16 protein-coding genes and 2 pseudogenes are annotated in these 20,590 nt (G+C 36.7%); 10 read left to right on the top strand and 8 right to left on the bottom strand.

What is annotated here, in order from left to right; all coding sequences use genetic code 11:
• Nucleotides 1-72 precede the first annotated feature (72 nt).
• A pseudogene (locus tag F6K27_RS05110) lies at nucleotides 73-324 on the top strand (transposase); the annotation flags it as partial.
• 476 nt (nucleotides 325-800) lie between these two features.
• Nucleotides 801-1,177, top strand: a pseudogene (locus F6K27_RS05105) (IS630 transposase-related protein); the annotation flags it as partial.
• Between the two features lie 365 nt (nucleotides 1,178-1,542).
• Here F6K27_RS05105 and lepB read toward each other — a convergent pair.
• On the bottom strand, nucleotides 1,543-2,193 hold the full coding sequence (gene lepB / locus F6K27_RS05100) for a signal peptidase I (protein ID WP_287273655.1): 651 nt from the start codon (nucleotides 2,191-2,193) through the stop codon (nucleotides 1,543-1,545).
• A 343-nt stretch (nucleotides 2,194-2,536) separates the two neighbouring features.
• On the opposite strand from lepB, the gene F6K27_RS05095 reads away from it, so the two are divergent.
• The gene (locus F6K27_RS05095; RefSeq protein WP_287273481.1) at nucleotides 2,537-3,868 is read left to right on the top strand and encodes a dihydroorotase; all 1,332 of its coding nucleotides are present in this window, start codon (nucleotides 2,537-2,539) and stop codon (nucleotides 3,866-3,868) included.
• 427 nt (nucleotides 3,869-4,295) lie between these two features.
• On the opposite strand, the gene tsaE is transcribed toward F6K27_RS05095, so the two are convergent.
• On the bottom strand, nucleotides 4,296-4,784 hold the full coding sequence (gene tsaE, locus F6K27_RS05090) for a tRNA (adenosine(37)-N6)-threonylcarbamoyltransferase complex ATPase subunit type 1 TsaE (RefSeq protein WP_287273483.1): 489 nt from the start codon (nucleotides 4,782-4,784) through the stop codon (nucleotides 4,296-4,298).
• A gap of 2 nt (nucleotides 4,785-4,786) precedes the next feature.
• Nucleotides 4,787-6,175, bottom strand: a complete 1,389-nt coding sequence (gene yvcK, locus F6K27_RS05085; RefSeq protein WP_287273485.1) for a uridine diphosphate-N-acetylglucosamine-binding protein YvcK — start codon at nucleotides 6,173-6,175, stop codon at nucleotides 4,787-4,789.
• Nucleotides 6,176-7,084: 909 nt separating this feature from the next.
• Here yvcK and F6K27_RS05080 point away from each other — a divergent pair.
• Together F6K27_RS05080 and F6K27_RS05075 are read left to right on the top strand one after the other, a co-directional pair.
• Nucleotides 7,085-7,909 (top strand): ABC transporter ATP-binding protein, encoded by an 825-nt coding sequence (locus F6K27_RS05080; protein ID WP_287273487.1) that lies wholly within the window; start codon nucleotides 7,085-7,087, stop codon nucleotides 7,907-7,909.
• 73 nt (nucleotides 7,910-7,982) lie between these two features.
• On the top strand, nucleotides 7,983-9,434 hold the full coding sequence (locus F6K27_RS05075; protein WP_287273489.1) for an MlaD family protein: 1,452 nt from the start codon (nucleotides 7,983-7,985) through the stop codon (nucleotides 9,432-9,434).
• Nucleotides 9,435-9,995: 561 nt separating this feature from the next.
• Here F6K27_RS05075 and F6K27_RS05070 read toward each other — a convergent pair.
• Nucleotides 9,996-10,955, bottom strand: coding sequence for a 3'(2'),5'-bisphosphate nucleotidase (locus tag F6K27_RS05070; protein ID WP_124143205.1), 960 nt, complete (start codon nucleotides 10,953-10,955; stop codon nucleotides 9,996-9,998).
• A gap of 224 nt (nucleotides 10,956-11,179) precedes the next feature.
• Here F6K27_RS05070 and F6K27_RS05065 point away from each other — a divergent pair, with 224 nt between their 5' ends.
• Entirely contained in the window at nucleotides 11,180-11,326 is a 147-nt protein-coding gene (locus tag F6K27_RS05065; protein WP_161564322.1) for a hypothetical protein, read from the top strand.
• A gap of 151 nt (nucleotides 11,327-11,477) precedes the next feature.
• Nucleotides 11,478-12,296: a creatininase family protein gene (locus F6K27_RS05060; protein ID WP_287273656.1), complete on the top strand. Its 819-nt coding sequence runs from the start codon at nucleotides 11,478-11,480 to the stop codon at nucleotides 12,294-12,296.
• Nucleotides 12,297-13,173: 877 nt separating this feature from the next.
• Here F6K27_RS05060 and F6K27_RS05055 read toward each other — a convergent pair.
• A complete protein-coding gene (locus tag F6K27_RS05055) occupies nucleotides 13,174-14,499 on the bottom strand; it encodes a lipid-A-disaccharide synthase (protein ID WP_287273491.1) in 1,326 nt (441 codons plus the stop codon).
• A 240-nt stretch (nucleotides 14,500-14,739) separates the two neighbouring features.
• Here F6K27_RS05055 and F6K27_RS05050 point away from each other — a divergent pair, with 240 nt between their 5' ends.
• Both F6K27_RS05050 and F6K27_RS05045 read left to right on the top strand, forming a co-directional pair.
• On the top strand, nucleotides 14,740-15,390 hold the full coding sequence (locus F6K27_RS05050; RefSeq protein ID WP_287273493.1) for a PEP-CTERM sorting domain-containing protein: 651 nt from the start codon (nucleotides 14,740-14,742) through the stop codon (nucleotides 15,388-15,390).
• A 251-nt stretch (nucleotides 15,391-15,641) separates the two neighbouring features.
• Complete coding sequence (locus F6K27_RS05045) at nucleotides 15,642-16,127, top strand: ankyrin repeat domain-containing protein (RefSeq protein WP_353735933.1); 486 nt, start codon at nucleotides 15,642-15,644, stop codon at nucleotides 16,125-16,127.
• Nucleotides 16,128-16,303: 176 nt separating this feature from the next.
• On the opposite strand, the gene F6K27_RS05040 is transcribed toward F6K27_RS05045, so the two are convergent.
• On the bottom strand, nucleotides 16,304-17,266 hold the full coding sequence (locus F6K27_RS05040; protein WP_287273497.1) for an ROK family protein: 963 nt from the start codon (nucleotides 17,264-17,266) through the stop codon (nucleotides 16,304-16,306).
• A 963-nt stretch (nucleotides 17,267-18,229) separates the two neighbouring features.
• Here F6K27_RS05040 and F6K27_RS05035 point away from each other — a divergent pair.
• Nucleotides 18,230-18,628 carry a DUF5132 domain-containing protein gene (locus F6K27_RS05035; RefSeq protein ID WP_287238818.1) on the top strand — a complete coding sequence of 133 codons (399 nt, stop codon included), beginning with the start codon at nucleotides 18,230-18,232 and terminating at the stop codon, nucleotides 18,626-18,628.
• 190 nt (nucleotides 18,629-18,818) lie between these two features.
• Here the strand turns inward: F6K27_RS05035 and F6K27_RS05030 are convergent, their stop codons facing one another.
• Nucleotides 18,819-19,403 (bottom strand): DUF3226 domain-containing protein, encoded by a 585-nt coding sequence (locus F6K27_RS05030; protein ID WP_287273499.1) that lies wholly within the window; start codon nucleotides 19,401-19,403, stop codon nucleotides 18,819-18,821.
• The gene (locus F6K27_RS05025; protein ID WP_287273501.1) at nucleotides 19,403-20,494 is read right to left on the bottom strand and encodes an ATP/GTP-binding protein; all 1,092 of its coding nucleotides are present in this window, start codon (nucleotides 20,492-20,494) and stop codon (nucleotides 19,403-19,405) included. The genes F6K27_RS05030 and F6K27_RS05025 overlap by 1 nt, the downstream gene beginning before the upstream one ends.
• Between the last annotated feature and the right edge of the window lie 96 nt (nucleotides 20,495-20,590).

Raw genomic sequence — 20,590 nt, 5'->3', positions numbered from 1 at the left:
AAGTACCCATACTAAATGTAGAGTGATATTCCACGGGAGTTATCTAAGATATGAGTTCTAAAAACTACATAATACTTAGAACAATATTTATTACCATCACTTGAGCGAAAATCAGTCCTAATAATGGACAATGCACCAATTCACAGAAAAACGCTGATTAAGGAATTAGTCAATGGCCAAGGACATGAAGTTATATTTCTCCCTAAATACTCTCCAGGTTTAAATGATATAGAACACGACTTTGGTGCATTAAAGAAGAAAAGAATGTACGAAGGAAAAGATAAATCCATTGATGATATCATTCGAGATTATTGTGCCTCTTAGTGTCCCAGTCTTATTCGGAATGACTATAGCTGCCGCTAGGCTCCGCCAACGCTCATCAAGTCTTTCTCTAATTCCTAGAACTCATACCTGAATTATCAGGGAGTGTTGGCATATCCTAGTGGTGGCAACATTGCTCTCACCTGAACCCTTACATTATATCATTTTTAGTTGCTTTTTTTAAGGCTTTTTTCTAACATTCAACACTTCTGGAAATAGCCCTGAACTCTATACATCTTTTGGTAAAACGTAAGGAAATTTATAGCTATGAGGATTTCTATAATATTGAACATATTTAATTGCGTTTAATATTATGCAAGGAATATCCAATAAAATATAGTAAATAGCTTTTATAAATAAATTTAGATTATGTCTGAATGTAAAAATTCTACTGTAAAAAATAATACTATTTTTATTTTTTGATACCATATAATGAAATCGTGGAAAATCAAGTTTTTTTAATTTAAAATGAAGGAAGTATTTTATCGGCAGCCAGAATCTATAAAGTGGGACGTTCTACAATATATCGGTGGCTAGCAAGAGTAGAATTAAAACCGACAAAAGTCACAATACGTCGGCGAAAACTAGATTGGCAGGCATTAGAACAAGATGTGAAAGAAAATCCAGATTTAAGATTGTGCGATCGCGCTCTTAAGTTTGGAGTTAATATTAGTTCAATTGGTTATGCGCTGCATCAAATGAAAATCACACAAAAAAAAAGAATTAAGGTATCGAGAAAGAAATAGACTTGAAAGAATAAAATACTATAAATTACTAGGGAGAATTGATAAAAAAATATGGGATAGAAAGGCTTGTATATATTGATGAGAGTCGATTTGAGTCAGTCCAAGAATGTCTATTGTATTGATGGAAATAACTCTATTAATTTGCTTCGACTGAATAACTATAGTCCTAGAGTCTGAATTAGTTTTGAGTTTTCCTAGATATGACTTTTTCTGAAGCATTCATAATTACAGAAGTAAAAATAGCATTACCCTGACTATGAAATAATTTTGTAAAAATGAGGAGTTTGTCAGGTCTAGAGCTATTGAAATTTAATAACTTAACTCCTCCGACGGCAATTAAATGTTAATTTTAAATTCTAAAAATTTTTACCAAAAAATCAGGTCTCAACTCTCCTTTTTTAAAATGATGAAAAAATCAACTTCAGTATTTCAACAATAAGGCTTGAATGGTCAGCACTAATAAGTAAAATAACTTTCATTTGTACAATGGTAATTCATCTATTGTACCAAGACTATCGAGGGGCCAAAAGCGAAATATAGCTCGACCAATAATATTTTCATAAGGAACAAAACCCCAACATCGTCCATCATAACTATGATTACGATTATCCCCCATAACTAAATAAGAATTTGGAGGCACTGTCACAGGTTGAGAAAGAAACCTTTTATCAGGAGGACAAACATCTATTCTAGTTTGTTGATGATTAATTTTTCTTGCCTCAAGTTCTGCTGGATTCAAATCTGAAGCAACATAAGTTTCTTCTACTACCTGATCATTCAAATATACTCTTCCATCCTTCAATTCTACTCGATCTCCAGGCAATCCAACTATCCGTTTAATAAAAGCATCTTTGTACTGAGTTTTAAGTTCATTTGTTGGATTAAAAACCACAATATCTCCTCTTTCTGGCTCTTTAAATTGATAACCCAATTTATCTATAATCAAACGGTCATTAATTTGTAAAGTTGGTAGCATCGAACCAGAAGGAATATAACGTGCTTCAGCAACAAATTGACGAATTCCTATAGCTAAAATCACGCTAAGTCCAATAGTTTTGATTGACTCAATCAAAGGATTTTCTTCATTGGAATTTTCTTTATGTTTTGATTTTTCTTCTTGATTCATCATTTATATCCATCGAATAATTAATTTTAAAGTACTGGTTTTGTTTATGGGTTTTACAACTTGGTAATTAAGTTTTTTTGACTAGACTCTCTTACATAAATATTAAAAAGATTCTAGAGTGTAAATCATCTAAGTTCACAATTATAAGACTACATTTTTAGGTTTTTGAGTTTATAGTCATTATTATAGCTATCCTATCAAACTGTAATATATTAGAATCAAAGTAACATTATAGCCTTTCTGCTCTATTTCCTGTTTCCATAATTACTACTCTGTACGGACGTTGTATGTAACTACCCCTTACTCCCTAAAACAATATAAATACAAAACCCAATCTTTAATCATGTCTACTATCTCTTCTTTGTTGATTCGTCGCGCCCGCATCCTTTTACCCAATGGGGAATTTTTGATTGGTGATGTGCAAACTCAAGGCCAAGAAATTATTCAAGTCGCTCCAGAAATCTCATTTTATGAAGCTTCAGAAAAAATCATAGATGCTGAAGGCTTAACCCTATTACCTGGAGTCATCGACCCCCAGGTACATTTTCGGGAACCTGGATTGGAACATAAGGAAGATTTATTTACTGCTAGTCGAGCTTGTGTGAAAGGTGGTGTTACTTCTTTTCTGGAAATGCCTAATACTAAACCTTTGACTACGACTCAAACCGCATTGGATGATAAGTTACAACGGGCAGCTCAAAAATGTTTGGTTAATTTCGGTTTTTTTATTGGGGCAACGGCAGAAAATTTACCCGATTTATTAACTGCTAATCCTACTCCTGGGATTAAAATTTTTATGGGTTCTATGCACGGACCTTTATTAGTAGATACGGAGGAAAAGTTAGAGCCAATTTTTGCGAGGGGAAAAAGGTTAATAGCTGTTCATGCAGAAAATCAAGCTCGAATTGATGAAAGGAAAAAAGAGTTTGCTGGTATTTCTGACCCTGCTATTCATTCACAAATTCAGGATAATGAGACTGCTTTATTGGCAACTAAGATGGCTTTGAAGTTGTCGAAAAAATATCAGCGGAGGTTACATATTTTGCATACTTCGACTGGAGATGAAGCTGAATTATTGCGTCAGGATAAACCGAGTTGGGTGACTGCTGAAGTTACGCCTCAACATTTATTATTAAATACAAGTGCTTATGAAAAGATTGGTACTTTAGCTCAGATGAATCCTCCTTTAAAATCTGCTTGGGATAATGATATTTTATGGCAAGCTTTGTTAGATGGGGTAATTGATTTTATTGCCACAGATCATGCACCTCATACTTTGGAAGAAAAAGCAAAAGGTTATCCAAATACTCCTTCAGGAATGCCTGGGGTGGAAACTTCTTTACCTTTAATGTTAACTCAAGCTATTCAGGGAAAATGTTCTGTTGCTCAAGTTTCTAATTGGATGTCTACTGCCGTTGCTAAAGGTTATGGCATTCCGAAAAAGGGAGCGATCGCTCCTGGTTTTGATGCGGATTTAGTATTAGTTGATTTGGATAATTATCGCCCTGTTTTAAGAGAGGAATTAATGACAAAATGTGGGTGGAGTCCGTTTGAAGGATGGAGTTTAACTGGTTGGCCTGTTGTTACTATTGTTGGGGGAGAAATTGTGTTTAATCGTGGTGAATTTAATTCTAATGTTCGGGGTAAAGCTATAACATTTTCTGTAGCTACCTAATTAATTTTCATAACGACTTTTTTTGAAGTTTTGCTTGACTTTTAGTTGACTTGAAGGGCAAAAAAATTACTCCCCCACTCCCCTATTCCCCCGCTCCCCCACTCCTTAAAAAGACTTTTTCAGCAAACCATAACTAGCTCATTAATTTTTGAAGACGTTAATATCTATCTATCTGTCATCCAAACTATATTCTTAATCCCAAACCTTTATAAAGGAGTATTAGCTAATTTTAAGAGTCCCTGCAACTCAGAAAGTTTCGGGCTTTTTTTTGGCAGATATTCCTTAACTTTAGTATCATTTTGTAGTGGCTTAATTTCCTCAATGTATTTTTTCTCTAAACTATCTAATTCTGATAAAAGTACCTACCAGCTAAAACAGTAATTTAGTATATAATCATATGTAGAATTATCTTAGTAAGTTTTTGAACCTAAATTTTATCCAAATCCAAATCAAACTTACCAATAGAAATCAATTTAGCATGGCGTGCGCAGGGCGTTTGTTCACAAATATCTCCTACATTAGAAAAACTTAAACAAACTCGCAAAAAATTAGGAGGATAATAAACCAACTTCTCAGCCCATTCAATGGCGACAATACCCAAAGGTACTTCCAAACCCTCCCAATAAATCTCCAAATTTAAAGCTTCAATCTCAGAACTTTCTAAACGATATAAATCAAAATGATAAAGAGGTATTCTGCCAGAAAAATACTCATTAATCAAAGTAAAAGTAGGGCTATCAATTGTTTCTTTGATTCCCAAACCAGCACCAAGACCTTGAACAAAAGTCGTCTTACCACTACCTAAATTTCCCTCCAATAAAATCACACTACCAGCAGGCAAAATTTTCCCTAAACTTTTACCAATATTGTGAGTTGCGACAGTATTTTGTAGTGAAAAAAAAACTTCTTTATTCATAACTATTTATTAAATTCAATACGCTCATACCACTCTAATAATACCTGCGCTAACATCATCGAATCGTGACGAACAAAACCAGTTTCTTCATCCTCATACATCACATTAGTCAAAAGAATTTTCCTTCCTAAATTTCTAACAGCTTCACGGTCAAGAAAAACAGGATGAGAATCTTCTTGAGCATAACGAACTAATGCTTGTGCTGAAGGACTTTTTCCCTGCACTAAAACAGTATCAAATAATCGTTTACCAGCAGCAACATCAATAGCACGAATATGGTCAGCCACAGTATATCCAGTAGTTTCTCCAGGCTGAGTCATAATATTACAAACATAAATACTAGGAATATTTCTAGAAGCAATTGCCTCAGCAATTTCAGACACTAATAAATTAGGAATCACGCTAGTATATAAACTACCAGGGCCAATAATAATATAGTCAGCTTCTTCTATTGCCTGTAAAACTTTAGGCAAAGCCAGAGGATGTTCAGGAGTACAGCCAATTTTGACAATTTTTCCCCTAGCTTCCGTAATATTAGACTCGCCCTCAATACGTCGTCCATCAGCCAATTCTGCCCACAAATTAACATCAGTAAGAGTCGCAGGTAAAACCTGACCCTGTATAGCCAAAACTTGAGAGCTAGCAGCTACCGCCTGTTCCAAATCTCCAGTTACCTCACTCATAGCCGTGAGGAAAAGATTGCCAAAACTATGTCCCACCAAACCATCACCAGCACGAAACCGATACTGAAACAACTCAGTTAATAACTTTTCCTCATTAGCCAAAGCTGCCAAACAATTACGAATATCCCCTGGTGGTAGTACCCCTATCTCTCGGCGCAACCTACCAGAAGACCCACCATCATCTGCCACCGTCACAACAGCAGTAATATTAGCACTGTAATCTTTGATACCCCTTAACAAAGTAGAAAGACCTGTACCCCCACCAATAGCAACTATCTTTGGACCTCGATTTAATCGTCGATGGGCAAGTAAGCGATCCACCAGTTTTTCCTCTCCCTCTGGTATTAACACCTGAGTAATGGAATTAATACTACGATTTTGACCCCAGAAGATAAAAAGTAATCCAGCAAAGATAATTATTGGCCCAGAAATATAACTAGGAACTATAGTCGTCACCCACCCCAAAAATTCTTTAAGTAGTCGTAGGGTGTAAAAAATTGGAGTCATTCCCGTCCATATTGATAGACCTAAGCTAGTCAGTAGTACGCCAGCAGCACTCAAGAGTAACCACCGCTTGATAAATAATCCTGGAGCTAGCCACTTAAACCATTGGCCAATTACCTGAGAGTTAGTCTGATCAGATTTTGCAATAAAAAAATTACTTTTGAGAAAGATGCGTAGGGTTTTCTTTACTAAACTAGTTGACATAGCAATATTAGCCTTAGCTTGATTAAGGACAAATTTGTACAAAAATACTATCTACAATAAAGAAGATTCTGGCAGTATTATGGCGCTTCAGAACTAAATTGTGTTGAGATGAAATGCCTTAAAGAAGTCAGAAGTCAGTAGGGGCGTTAGCGGAGCTATGCGTCAGCTAACGCCCCTACAGAAGTTGTTTTTGTAACGGGGATTTGAGCAACCCTCCAAAAACATTTCGCCTTAAAAGGCGGGGTTACGCGACCCAATGATTTTGTTAAGGAAGATAAACTAAGGAGATTTAATCAAATCAGTATATATATAGAACAGGCAACAGGCAATAGTGGAAAAAGTATTTCTCTGTCTTACTGTTCATTATCAGCATAAGTCAAACACCAGCTCGTTCCTTCCTATAACAGCAGCCACGATAAATATTTGCTACAAATAATAGAGCATCTTGGTATAGAATTACTCTATTTTTGTCAAAACTGATTTTTATTAGAGAGAGAAAATATATCATTAATTGTTAATTTTTTCTTACTTATTTCTTCTTCCCTATGCTCTAGATAACTAATCACCTAGATAACTAAAACCTTCTTGCTTTTTCTTGACTTACAGTATTTGTAACATTATTTTTTGAAAATGGTATAACAGAAGGCAAAGTTTAGAAGAGAAAAGCTGACTAAATCTCAAAGTTTGAGACTTTTATTATGCCCCCTTGCTATACTGCCAACAAAATCTGTTATGGCGCTACGCATTAAGTTTAGGACATAAATAGAAGCTGTTTGCGCAGCATTCCGTAGGAAAACCCTTTTGTATTTCTCTGTTGCCTATTGCCTGTTGCCTGTTGCCTTGCGCGTAGCGCTATACTTGCTGCTTTTTTAAGACCAATACTTTATTGTGGACTGTTAAGTATAAACGATGAACCACGAACCTATAATCGAACTGAAAGGAGTTAGTAAATCATTCGGGTCTAATGTTGTTTTAGATCAAACAGACTTAACAATTTATCGCGGGGAAGCATTGGCAATCATTGGTCCATCTGGAACTGGTAAATCCACAGTTCTGAGAATTATTGCTGGTTTATTGACTCCTGATGCTGGAGAAGTTTATGTCCAGGGACAGCGACGAGTCAGATGGATGGATGATTTGAAAGATCCAATTACTACTGGTATGGTCTTTCAAAATGCTGCTCTGTTTGACTCGTTGACAGTAGAAGAAAATGTTGGTTTTCTTTTGTATCAACAGAGTAAGTTACCACATTCCCAGATTCAGGAGTTGGTGCAGCAGAAATTGGAAATGGTGGGGTTGGGTAATATTGGCGATCGCTATCCGGCAGAGTTATCTGGTGGAATGCGTAAACGAGTGAGTTTTGCTAGGGCAATTATGACTAATCCAGAAAATCCTCATGATGACCCAGAAATATTATTGTATGATGAACCAACTGCAGGTTTGGACCCCATCGCTTCTACTGTAATTGAAGATTTGGTACGTCACTTACAATCTGTAGATGGTGGTTGTAGCACCTATGTAATGGTTACTCATCAACATAGTACCATTCGTCGCACAGCAGACAGAATTGTATTTCTTTATCAGGGTAAGGTGCAGTGGATTGGTACTGTAGATGAAATTGATGTGGTGGACAATCCCTTGGTACAACAATTTTTTACAGGTAGTGTAGATGGGCCAATTCATGTCTTGGATAGAGGTTTGACTAAGAGGCAAAAGCTACAAGTAGAAGATTAATGTCTGAAAAAGTAATGGATTAGATTATATCACTATTGGTTAATAGCCAAAATCTGTAAATCGTCACAGCTTATTGATAATTTTTGGGGAAACTATGCGATCGCGAACAGCTAGAGAAGGTTCAGTTGGTTTATTAACTTTGCTAGGATTAGGTTTATTTGGTGTATTGGTGCTTTGGTTGAAGGGAGTAAACTTAGGCCAACGTAGTTATAAGGTCATAGTAGAATTTGAAAGTGCATCTGGTATGGAATTAGGCACATCAGTTAGATATCGAGGTATTAATGTAGGACAGGTAGTAGGAATTAAACCAGGGCCAAATGGAGTAGATATTAGTCTAGAAATTAAACCTGAAGATTTAATTATTCCTCGTGATGTGTTTATTCAAGCAAATACATCTTCATTTATTGGTACTGCAGTGATAGATATTACTCCTAGAGGTAGAATACCAGAATCAGAAATTTCTGCTGGTCCTTTATCCTCTAATTGTTCGGAAATAATTATCTGTAATAATGATCGTTTACAGGGGCAAGCAGGAGTAGAAATACAGCAATTATTAAGAGCAGGAATACGTTTAATCGATCTATACAGTGACCCAGAGTTATTTAGTAATGTTAAAATAATTGCTGAAAATACAGCTAATGCTTCTGAAGAGGCTTCTAAGTTAGCAAAACAACTGGCTGATTTATCAGAAACTATTAGAGGAGAAATGCAAGGTATAAGTCAATATTTAAGAGAAGATGTAGATGAAATAACAGGGATTCTTAGAGCAGAAGTGGGTGGTTTGACTCAAACCTTAGAGGGAGAAATAGGTGGTTTGACTAATACTTTGGAAGGGGAAATAGGTGGTTTGACTAATACTGTAGAGAGAGATTTGGATAGCCTGACTAAAACTGTAGAAAGAGAAGTAAATGAAATTTCCAATGGAATAGCAAATGTGACTAAAGCCATGGAAGAATCTACAGCAAAAGTTTCCGAGGCAGCGATAGCTTCAGCAAATTCTGTAGAGGAAGTAGCGAAGAAAGTTAGTTTAACAGCAGAGCAGGTTAATTCAATTGTTAATACAAATCGTTCTACTCTTATAGCAACTTTAGATAATATTGAAAAAACGACGGAAGAGTTAGCAGTGTTAATGGAAAGTTTAAGTCCGATAGTTAGCGATATAGAAAGAGGAGAATTGATTGGTAATTTAGAAATATTATCAGCAAATGCAGTAGAAACTTCTGCTAATCTACGAGATATTTCTACTGACTTAAATAGTTCTACAAATATAATTATGTTGCAACAAACATTAGATTCAGCTAGAGCAACATTTCAGAATGTGCAGAAAATGACATCAGATTTAGATGATTTAACTGGGGATGATAGATTTAGGAAAAGTCTTAAACAAATTATTAATGGATTAGGTGATTTATTCTCTTCAACAAAGCAGTTAGAGCAGCAAACTCGGATGGCAAAAAATATTGAAACTTTGTTAAAAGATAGTAGAAGTTCAGAGGTTAGTAAATTGACAGATTTGAGGGAATAGGGAATAGGGAATAGGGAACAGGGAATGAGAAACGCCGAAGTATAGCAGGCCATGGCATCCGCCCAGAAATTTCTTTCTGGGCTGCATAGCAGAAGTCATCTAAAGATGACTTAAAGATAGCTAATTTATTATGGCTAATTAGGGTTTGCTGATTAAATACCAAAGCATTGACTTATATTGGTTGTAGCATTTTTTTGTCTCAAAAAGTGTCATCTTTTCAGTGGCAAGAGCTGCAAAAAGCTAGTATTTTGGGATGATTATGGTAGAAAAATCAAGGGACAATTTTCCGACTACCTCTTCTACAATTCCCATTTCTCCTGTCTCCTGTCTCCTGTCTCCTGTCTCCTACCCTCATCCATAAGACTTTTTCAGCAAGCCCTAATTAATGAGACTTGATATAACTTCTGACTTCTGTGAAACGGTATAACCACCCTGATTTTTCGTTGCCTAGCTTTAGTTACAGCAGTCGAAGGAAAGGAGGCCGACATATCAAAAGCTTAAAACTCAGACAACGCCAGATTTTCCTTCTTCCTTCTTCCTTCTTCCTTCTGCTATAAATATCTATTCTTGCAAAGCAGCTAAAACTCGATCGTGAATTATCCCATTACTAACAACTACACCACGGTTATCAACCATCTTCGCTCCATCAGCAAAATTTAACGGTTTACCATAAAGATCGGAAACACGTCCTCCAGCTTCTTCCACAACGATCGCTCCGGCAGCATGATCCCAAATATTCTCCCGGTAGTTAGGAGACTTCGGTGAAGGCAAACGCAAATATAAAGCAGCTTGCCCAGATGCCACAATACCATACTTTGCTTGAGAGTCTACCCGTACAGAAGGCGCAGTAATACCCGCAGCTTTCGCTACTGCATTCTGACGGTCTTGGTCGCCGTGAGAAGTTTCCACACTTTCCACAAACCGGAGATTAGTAGTATCACCCGCTTTCACAACATGAATAGGAGTAAATTCACCTCCTGCTATTGGCATCATTGCTGCTCCTTCACCCCGAACCGCTACATACAACATCCCTGGTTGATTATTTTCTACTGGCATCGCTGGGCAAGCTAACACCCCTACCTTAACTTCTCCTGCTTCCACCAATGCCAACGCTACTGCATATTGGTCTTGACGTAAAAACCCTTTTGTGCCATCAATGGGGTCTAAAGTCCAATAACGAGGTCCGACTTTACCGTTACCTTGGTTAATCCATTGTACTATCTGTTCTGGAGTAGCATCTGCTATCTGTTCTTTTACATAATTTGTCACTTTTGTCAAATTTTCTGCCATCTCTGGAGTTTGTAATTCAGTGGCGTCTTCTTCTCCTACCACTGGATCGTCTGGAAAGGTCTCACCCAAGGCTTTGCAAATCAACGCTTGAGCGCCATAGTCAGCAACAGTTACCGGACTTTTATCACCTTTTTCCATTGCAGGTGGAATATTTCCACGAACCTGTTCGCAGAGTTTAGCTGCTGCTAGAGCAGCTTCAATTGCTATTTGTTTTTCGTGTTCGTAAGCCATGAGTAGTTTCAAATTAAGTACTATTTATAGCATATTTATAACATATATAGCGCTGTGCGCAGGCAACAGCTCATCTGGCAACAGGCAACAAGGGGAATAAAAAACCAATAATATAAGACTTTTAGCTATTGGACAGTTCCTGTAATTTGTAAATATCCCAGCGCACATTGCTATACCAATGTTTGAATATTTAGAACTTGGTTTGGTGGTGGTGGATTGTAATTGTGGTCTATTGTCATTATTTTGGTCAAGGACAAAAACAGTGGGAGCAAGATGCTCCCATGAAGCGCCGTTGTTCATCCCCATCTACCATTACGCGAGCAGGACTACCCTTAGTTTTGGGCACTAAACTATATATCGCTATACATTAAGGTGTTTGACATGAATAGAAACTGAAACCCTTTTGTATTCCTGTGTTGCCTGTTGCCTGTTGCCTTACGCGTAGCGCGATAAGATTGACAAAAGTTTCTTGAACAAGTTCACTTAAATTATTAATGATAATTTATTTAACTATTAATGATGATGCACAATTTCATCCCACCAGAAAGATTTTTTCCCTATCTCACCTGGCAAGATATTGAAACAATGCCAAATAAGGAAAATGTAGTAATTATTCAACCAGTGGGTTCTATTGAACAACATGGTTTTCATTTACCTATAATTGTTGATTCAGCGATCGCTACTTTTATTACAGGTAAAGCACTAGCTAAACTCGACTCTAATATTCCTGCCTATGCCTTACCAACTCAATATTACGGTAAATCTAACGAACATTGGCATTTTCCTGGTACCATTACTCTCACCGCCCAGACTTTGATGGCAGTATTAACAGAAATGGCTGAAAGTATCTATCGCTCTGGGTTCCGCAAATTGGTGTTTTTGAATGCTCATGGCGGACAACCACAAGTTCTCGAAATTGTGGCGCGAGACTTGCACCAGAAATATGAGGATTTTTTGCTATTTCCGCTTTTTGCTTGGCGCGTACCTCACCCAAGCGAAGAGTTGTTTACGCCAAAGGAAATGGAGTTGGGAATTCATGCAGGAGATGGGGAAACCAGTATGATGTTGTCAATATTGCCGGATACGGTAAAAATGGATAAGGCAGTAACGGAATATCCTCAAGATTTGCCTGAAGACAGTATGTTAAGTATGGAGGGAAAGTTTCCTTTTGCTTGGTTAACCAAGGAGTTGAGTTGTAGTGGGGTTTTGGGTGATGCAAAGGTGGCGACCAAAGAAAAAGGCGATCGCCTTATTGAGGCTTTTACGGATGGTTGGGTGCAGGTTATTCAGGACATTTATAAATTTCAGCAACCAAAACAAAAATCTAACTCGCGATCGTAATTGGTAGTTGTATCATGTCCGGTTTAATACTTAAACAATAAAATAATTCAAGCAATCATGGTATAATTGGCGAGTATTTATGTATTGGTTAAAAATTCCCAGAACGCTTACTATCCAATTTGATATGATTGCTATGGATATCAAGATCAGACTAATAAAAAAACTCTTTTTACGAGTTCTCACTGTTTTAATAATAATTATCCTTACAGGAGCAAAGGTAGTCGCACTTACTGTATAAAACACAATATAATCTTCTAATACAAGCACTATTGATAATAGTTCTAGCTTTGATACAGAGATGTAGTATCATGTCCGGTTGAACACTTATTATTAAGATAGTAGGGGAGTAGGGGAGTAGGGGAGTAGGGGAGTAGGGGAGTAGAGAAAATAGACATATTTATTGTTTAAGCACTCATGATAAGTTTTTTCCAGATCGCTCTTATGCGGACATGATTTCATTAATTGATAATTGATAATGGATAATTGATAATTACCTCTGGTTAAAACCGTTACAGAATTGAATATAAGGAGATATTATTTCTTTTTTTTTCCCCTTAAAAGGGGAGGCTTTAAACCAAAATTATTTAATTATTAATAATTAATAATTAATAATTCGGTAATACCAATTTGATAACTGTTTGCTACAAATAGTTAGGCTATTTATTAGGAGTCAGGAGCCAGGATGAATAAAGGATTTGAATAGCATTGATTTTTAAATTCGGGAACGGGGGAACGGGCAAGATGCTCATTCCACAAAACCACAAAATTATTAACCTACATTCCGCACTTATGAACGCCCAATATTTCCTTCCTCCTTCTTCCTTATTTTTCGGCAAAATTTCTTCCCTCTTCCTTCTTCCCTCTTCCTTCTTCCTTGCTACAGCAACGATAACACAATTTCAGCCAACTTTTGTGCTGCTCCCGGTTGACCTCTAACACTTCTAAGGCGATCGCGCATTTCTGCTAATTTTTCTGGATGACTCAAAAAATCTAATACCAATTCTGCTACTGTTTCTGGTGTCAGTTTCCCTACTAACTCCGGCACAATTTCTTGTTTTGCCCAAATATTCGGCCAAGCAAACAGTTGTCCCTTGCGCAACACTAACCAATTAATTCCGGCAGCAAAAGCAGCTCCTACCCCCGGTAAATTTGCTAACAACCCAGGTAAACCATCCCAAGCTCTCATAATATCTAGTTGTTGGGTGGGTAATAATACAATCATCGGTATTGCCAAGGAACCTAACTCAGCAGTATTAGCACCAACTGTGGTCAAGCAAAGACGGCATTGGGAAAGTAGATCGTAAGCAGGAGTGCGCGTTATTAATTCCACCTCTAGACCTGTAGATGTAACCAGTTTAGGATTTTCCATCTCGCAGTCTGGAGGCATTAATAATTTCGCCTCAACACCACCCATTTTTTGAACTGCCGGATTTTTTCGAGAGTCGGCAAAACTGGCTAAAGTAGATAATTCCAGAGTAGGAGCAACTGGAATAATAAATCTAGTTTGCGGGCGTATTTTGTGGAGATGTTGAGCGATCGCTAAAGTTAAAGGTACACCTAAAGATAGTTTAGTAGGTTTAGAACCAGGCAATAACCCAATATACTCAACAACATTTTCCTCTGTTGTTGGTAAATCTAAATTACTGCTTACCGAAAATCTTGGTTTAAAGCCTCCCCTTTTGAGGCTGGAGGTACTGATAACTGATAACTGATAACTGATAACTGAATTGACCTCCGCCATCAAATCTCCCACTACCGTAAATTTGTCAGCATATTTTGGTGGTACTTCAGCAGCAACTTCTGGTTTCATTACCCCAAATTTATCTATCCAGCGCCACCATCTAGCATCCCATTCAGCGTAAATAACAGTACGATAACCAAGGCGTTTTCCTACCGCAACAGTAAAAAATTGGTCGCCTCCCAAAAATAAAACTATTCCCTGGGGATACCAATGCCAGTTTTCCGCCGTTTTTCCCCACAGCAAAAACCGCCAAAAATATTCTGCGGGTTGTACTCGGTCTATTTCTGGATAGGAAAGAGCGATCGCTGCTTCTTTTCCGGTAGCATGGGGACAAGGTGAAAGTATGACAGAAATTCTCATATCAATATTTGCCTGTTGTCGTAACTGTTGCACAACAGGTCGCACCCAGGTAGCTAATTCTCCCGGGCCATTTGAGAGGATGACAATATCAATTTTTTTCATAGGGGGGTAATACTAAATCCGGTTTTACTAGACAACAGGGCAGAAATACAGCTATGGATAATAGTTCCTTTTAGTGCATTGGGATTTGGAAATATGATGCCACCATTTTTACGTCTATAATTCTCAATATTACAGCACTTTCGATAATAGTAAGGTAGTGCTGTAATAGCTTTTATTCTGTGAAATCTATGCTATTATCATACCAGATGCAACATAGAATTCATTTGGGAGATTGAAGATATGCTGAGAAAAAATCACTTATCCCTACCGTTTTTCACTATTTTGACAACCCTGACTTTCTGGGTTCCTAAAGAAGCGCTTGCTATTTCTATAAAAGCTACTGCAACTGGGTCTTCTAACCCAACTCCTGTTGTTGAAGGAGATCTACAGAATGGAGATTTTCTGATTCTACAGAATCCAACTGTCCCAAGTTTGCCTACAGGTGATGGAATTGATGAAACAACAAACTGGTTATTTGATTTCTCAAATGACAGCAATCTAATGTTTTTTCCAGTTTCCAGCCCTCTAGACTCGGCTCTCCTAACTTTGACTCTCTCTCCTATGATTTCTGGAGTTACAACAGATACTATTGGAGTTCCTGGCGTAAAACCTATTAATATATCTAGCATTCCTGGTATCCCTGCGGTGGGAACTACAGGTACAGTTTCTATAGATTTGCTAGACTTTGGGTTTACCTCTGCAGATATTATCAATTCATTAGATCCTGTTACGAATACAATTCCCTGGTTTTATCAGGATGATGCGGTTATTTCTTTCGCGGAACTAGAATTGACAGCAGAATCTGTCCCGGAACCCACAAGTATTCTTGGTCTCTTGGTTACTGGTGCTATTGCTTCAGGTATAGTACGGGGAAAAAAGCAAGAAAATTAATAGACTAACAGAGCGATCGCTCTAGTGCCGCTACGCGGAAGTCAAAAGTCAAAAGTTAAAAGTATTGATTTGTAATTGTTTTAGGATTTTGTAACTGGTCAGTTATTTCCGCCATCCTGCTCTAGTAGGTAGATGTGTTAACTAACTATCAACTTTTGAACCTAAGCTTTCAGCACCCTAAAAGCTTGGGTTTAAATCCCCGACTTCTAGCTTGTCGTTCTAGAAAACAAAATTATAGGAGAAAATTTAAGATGACAGAATTAATTGATGCGGTTAAAACCGGAGATATTTCTCAAGTCGAAACTTTGCTGAATAAAGTTACAGATATCGATGCTAAAGACTCGGAGGGTTCCACTCCTTTAATTGCTGCTGTGGAAGCTGGCCATATAGAGATAGTTAAAAAATTATTGGCTGCTGGCGCTGATGTCAATAACAATGATAATGATGGTTGGGTGCCTTTGATGGGTGCTGCTGGTAGTGGCGATCGGAAAATTTTGCAAATTTTATTGGATGCTGGTGCTGATGTCAATGCTGCTACTAATTTTGGCTTGACTCCCTTGATGACAGCTGCTGGTAGTGGCCATATTAACGCCATTCAAATTTTGCTAGACCGGGGCGCAAATATCAAGGCTAAAGATAATAATAAATGGACTGCTTTGGTCTGGGCAAGTTCAGAAGGTCATCAAGAGGCAGTGGAATTGCTAAAGCAGGTACGCGATCGGGGAGTTTTGCATTAGGTGGTAGGTATGGCAATAACCAGAGCGGTTAGGACTTATGCTGATGATGAATCTTAGACTAGGCAATATTTGTTCCACTGTTGTCTGTTGCCTTTTCTCTGCTATATATAGAACCCCTGCTCTCTCTCCTTTCTCCATCTCTAAAAATTCTTTAAACTTTTCAACCGAATATGATATTATTGGTTACTCAACAACAAATCCTCAGCTAATGCAACTGCTCCCCACAAAGGTGCTTCATCACCCAATGCTGCCGGTAAAATCTCAAAATTGACTTCTGGTAAAGCAGTTTCTCTTGCTACTCGTTGTAGGGTTTCCCACAATAATTCACCTGCTTTCATTACCCCACCCCCTAAAATAAATCGTTCGGGATTAACTAAATTAGCTACATTCCCAATACCAACTCCTAGACCCCAACCAGCTAACTTGATCGCCTTAATGGCAATTTTGTCTCCTTGCATAGCTGCTTGACTAACTTCCTGAGCAGTTATTGCTTCTAAATCATTATTTACCAAACTGCGTAAAATTTGCCCTTCTTGAGGTTGATATTGCAACTGTTCCCTTACCTGTTGGGCAATATAGGGACCTGATGCTAATCTTTCCACACAACCACGCTTACCACAAAGACAAATTGGACCTTCTGGATCGACTGTGACATGACCTATTTCTCCTGCCATACTCTGAACACCCCGCCATGGTTTGCCATTGAGAATCCAACCCCCACCAACACCTGTGCTTACAGTAATATAGAGTAAATTGTCATATCCTTGACCAGCGCCAAAACGATGTTCTCCTAATGCTGCTACGTTGGCATCATTATCAACTATTGCGGGTGAGTTAAATTCGGTTTCTAAGATTTGCTTGAGGGGAATATTTTCCCAACCTTTTACATGATGGGATAGACGAACTGTACCTGTTGTTGCATCTACGGGGCCGCCAAAACTGACTCCTATAGCAGCAGGTTTTTCACCTTTGAGGAGGTTGTGAGAAATAGTTTGGATTATTTCAATATCTGTTTGAGCAGAAGCATGGGGAGGGGAAAAAGTTTTTTGATAGTCTTGCCAGTTTCTTTCGCCAGCATTTAATACTGCTGCTGCTAACTTTGTACCACCAAAATCAAGGGCTAAAATTTTATTTGTCATAAAATAAATCAGGTTTATTGAGGATATTTTTAAGTTCTTAAACTAGGGTTTGGAGAAAAGCTCCGGTTAAATTCATTTAATATCAAGTTTATATAATAAAGGTTTTATAGCAAAAATTCATCTACTTTGCCACAGTAAGTATTCAGCTAGCTCGCATTCAGCTTTTAGCTGTTTCATAAATAATGGATATACACTGCTCAGGTCAAGGTTAGTTGTTTTTTCAATACTTTGAATTCTCCTTAAACTTCTCAATACTAATTCCTGCTATAAAGGCAGTGAATTAATAGCTGATTGCTGAATGCTGACCGCTGAATGCTTACTTGCCACATTCTTCAGTCTTAAAATTATTTATTAAATATTTAAGTGAACTCGGTCTAAAATTTTAGTATTTTTAAAATATATGGGGTATAAGTTTCATCTTAATTTTTGTAGTTTACTCTGGGTTATTAAGTAATCTATAAATTTGTGGTTGATATAGCAGTGGAAGGAAAGGTCGCAGACAGATCGAGAGCTTAAAGCTAAGACAAAGCAATATTTTTCCGTAAGCATTCAGCCGTCAGCTATCAGCTATCAGCTATCAGCTATTGCTTTTAATGAGTGATAAAAGCTTTATTGACTAAGAAACGAAAAATCTTACTATAACAGTCAGCTCTAAAGTCTATATTCATTTAAAACTCGTCCTTAAGCACAGGTTATTATTGCTGAGAGCTGACTGCTAATAGCTGTTTGCGCAGCATTCCGGAGGAAATGCTTACATTTTTCCTTCTTCCCTCTTCCCTCTTCCCTCTTCCCTCTTCCCTCTTCCCTCTTCCCTCTTCCTTTTTCCCTCTTTATTCTGCTATATTTTATTGTTGAAAATAAATAGCAACAAAAATTTAATAAAAAATTAATTACCCTCGTTTGTGTTTTTTTGTTATAGTTATTTTATAAGATTAATAATACTAATATCAGGAGAGCATTAATATGGTAGAACAAACTAATCAAAATATACCAGAATCAGTGGTTCAAAATTTGCCTGTGGTAGCTAATCAAACCTGGCAACAAGCAACTCAAAATTTACCTCAACAAGTTAAACAAACTGTTATTCAAAATCGAGTTCCGATTGCAGTAGGTGTGGGTGCTATTGTATTAACTCCGATTCTTTTACCTTTGTTAAAACCTGTAGCTAAAGCAACTATTAAAACTGGTGTTTCTTTCTTGGAAAAAACTAAAGGTGCTCTAGCAGAAACAGTAGAAATATTCGGGGATATTGTGGCGGAAGCTAAGGCAGAAGTAGCGGCAGAAGCACAACATAAATCTAACTTAAAAGCAGGTATATATTCTCAACAAGAATTGAATGCAAATAAGTCAGCAACTCCTTGAAGAAGGAGTCAGGAGACAGAAGACAGGAGACAGAATCAATTGCATAGGGATAGGAGGGCGATTAGCATTAAAGGCTCACTAGGGCAGAAAAATTAAGGGACTATTCTTCCTACTAACTCCTCCATAACTCCTATTTCTCCTGACTCCTGAACTCCTACCCTTACCAAAATACTTTTTCAGCAAACCCTATTTAAAGATTTTTGATAAAATTTGTCAGTTCTTTAAAAGCTTCGTTATCCCATTTAATATAACCTGCTTGAGCTGCTGCACCTAGACGTTTATCGGGATGTTCTTGAGTAGATAACCAGGCGTATATTTTAGCTTTAGAAATTTTATTAGATTTTCTTCCTGTACTTGTTTCAATGCACTGAAAGAAATCTTCAATACAACTAATTTCATCAGTATCTATTGATTTTAAACATAAGTCTTCTAGCATTCCTTCAGAACGGTTGTCTGGAAGGATAAACTTTTCTATTTTTAAATTCTCTATTTCATTTAATTTATATTTTATGAGAGAATCTTCAATACTTTTAGAGGCATAATTGAATGAATCATCAGCATCTCTAGTAATTCCTAAAGAACGCAAATTAGAAAAACCTGGTATTAAATGCAAAGTTTTCAAGTAATTATTAAGGTTATCTTTCCCTCCATAAAAATCAACTTGGATATCATTAATTTCTAAATATTCAATTAATTGAGAGAAAAACATTTCATCCTCTTTTCCTTCACCAAGAATCAACTTTGACTTTTCAATTGTTTTTTTACTTTGACTCATTAACGCATCTCCAAGTTAAGTTCTAAAGAAGTCTCAATATTATCTTTGTCATAAACTAAACTCTTGATAATATTAGTCTCTTTTTCTCTCTCTAGTCTGAAATAACGAAAGTCATATAATTCGGAGTTGGAAAATGCTTGATGAGCAGCACGAATACATTCATAACTATGAGTAGTAGCAAAGAGTTGAGTGTTAGATTTTCTAGTTGCTACAGCTATAGACTGCCAAACTTTTTCCATCACTGAGTAATGTATGCCATTTTCAATTTCATCAATTAATACTGTTCCTTCTTTTGCATTCATAATCGATAAAATAATAGATAATAATCTGCCCATTCCTTCTCCCATTAATGAAACGGGAATTAAATAATCTGCTCCAATATCTCCATAAATCATAGGTACTCCTCCAGTTACTAAAACGGCTAAACGTTTTAATCTTGGTTCTATTATTTTCAAGATTTCTATAATTTCATTTTGTTGATTTATGGCCTCAAATTGACTGAATATTTCTGCATCTTCGGTTGGTGAGACTCTTAAACGACTACTGAGAAAAATACTAGGAGGAAAAACTTCTATTTCTCTAGCTTCCTGTTCTTTGTCTTGCTGAATTGCTAATCTTATTTGATTTTGGTCTTCTCTATCTGCTGTAAAAAAAATTGTAAATACAAATGGTTCTCCATCTGCTTTTTTAAACTTTACTTTTAAATCTTTTAAAGTTTTTCTGTTATTTGATTTTAAACTTAAAGGAAATAATCTTGGGCTTGATGCTTTATCTAAACTTAACTTTAGCTCACTCTCTTCATTATTGTCATTTACTATTTTAATTTTAATGACTTTACTGACTTGCTTTTGATAGAATAACCATTCGCAAATTTCTTCTACATCAAAAGTTTGTTGTTGAAAAATTCCTCTATTAAAATTTAATTTTAGAGGATTTTCTATAGAATTTAAACTTGTTAACAAAAAAATTGCTTCTAGCAGAGCTGTTTTTCCCACATTATTGATACCTCCAATTAAATTGACTCGTTCGATATTATCAATACTAATTTCTTCAAAACATCTAAAATTTTTAACTGTAATACATTTAAACATAATTAATTTAACGCTTTCTTTTTTAACTGTTATAAAAGCTGTTTGGTATTTTTGTCAAAGTAGATAGTTTAGTCAAATTAGTCAAACATAATAGTT

Source organism: Okeania sp. SIO2F5 (assembly GCF_010692685.1).
In the GTDB taxonomy this organism is placed as follows: domain Bacteria; phylum Cyanobacteriota; class Cyanobacteriia; order Cyanobacteriales; family Microcoleaceae; genus Okeania; species Okeania hirsuta.
The sequence above is the reverse complement of the archived record's forward strand: the minus strand, read 5'-3'. Positions and strand labels throughout refer to the sequence as shown.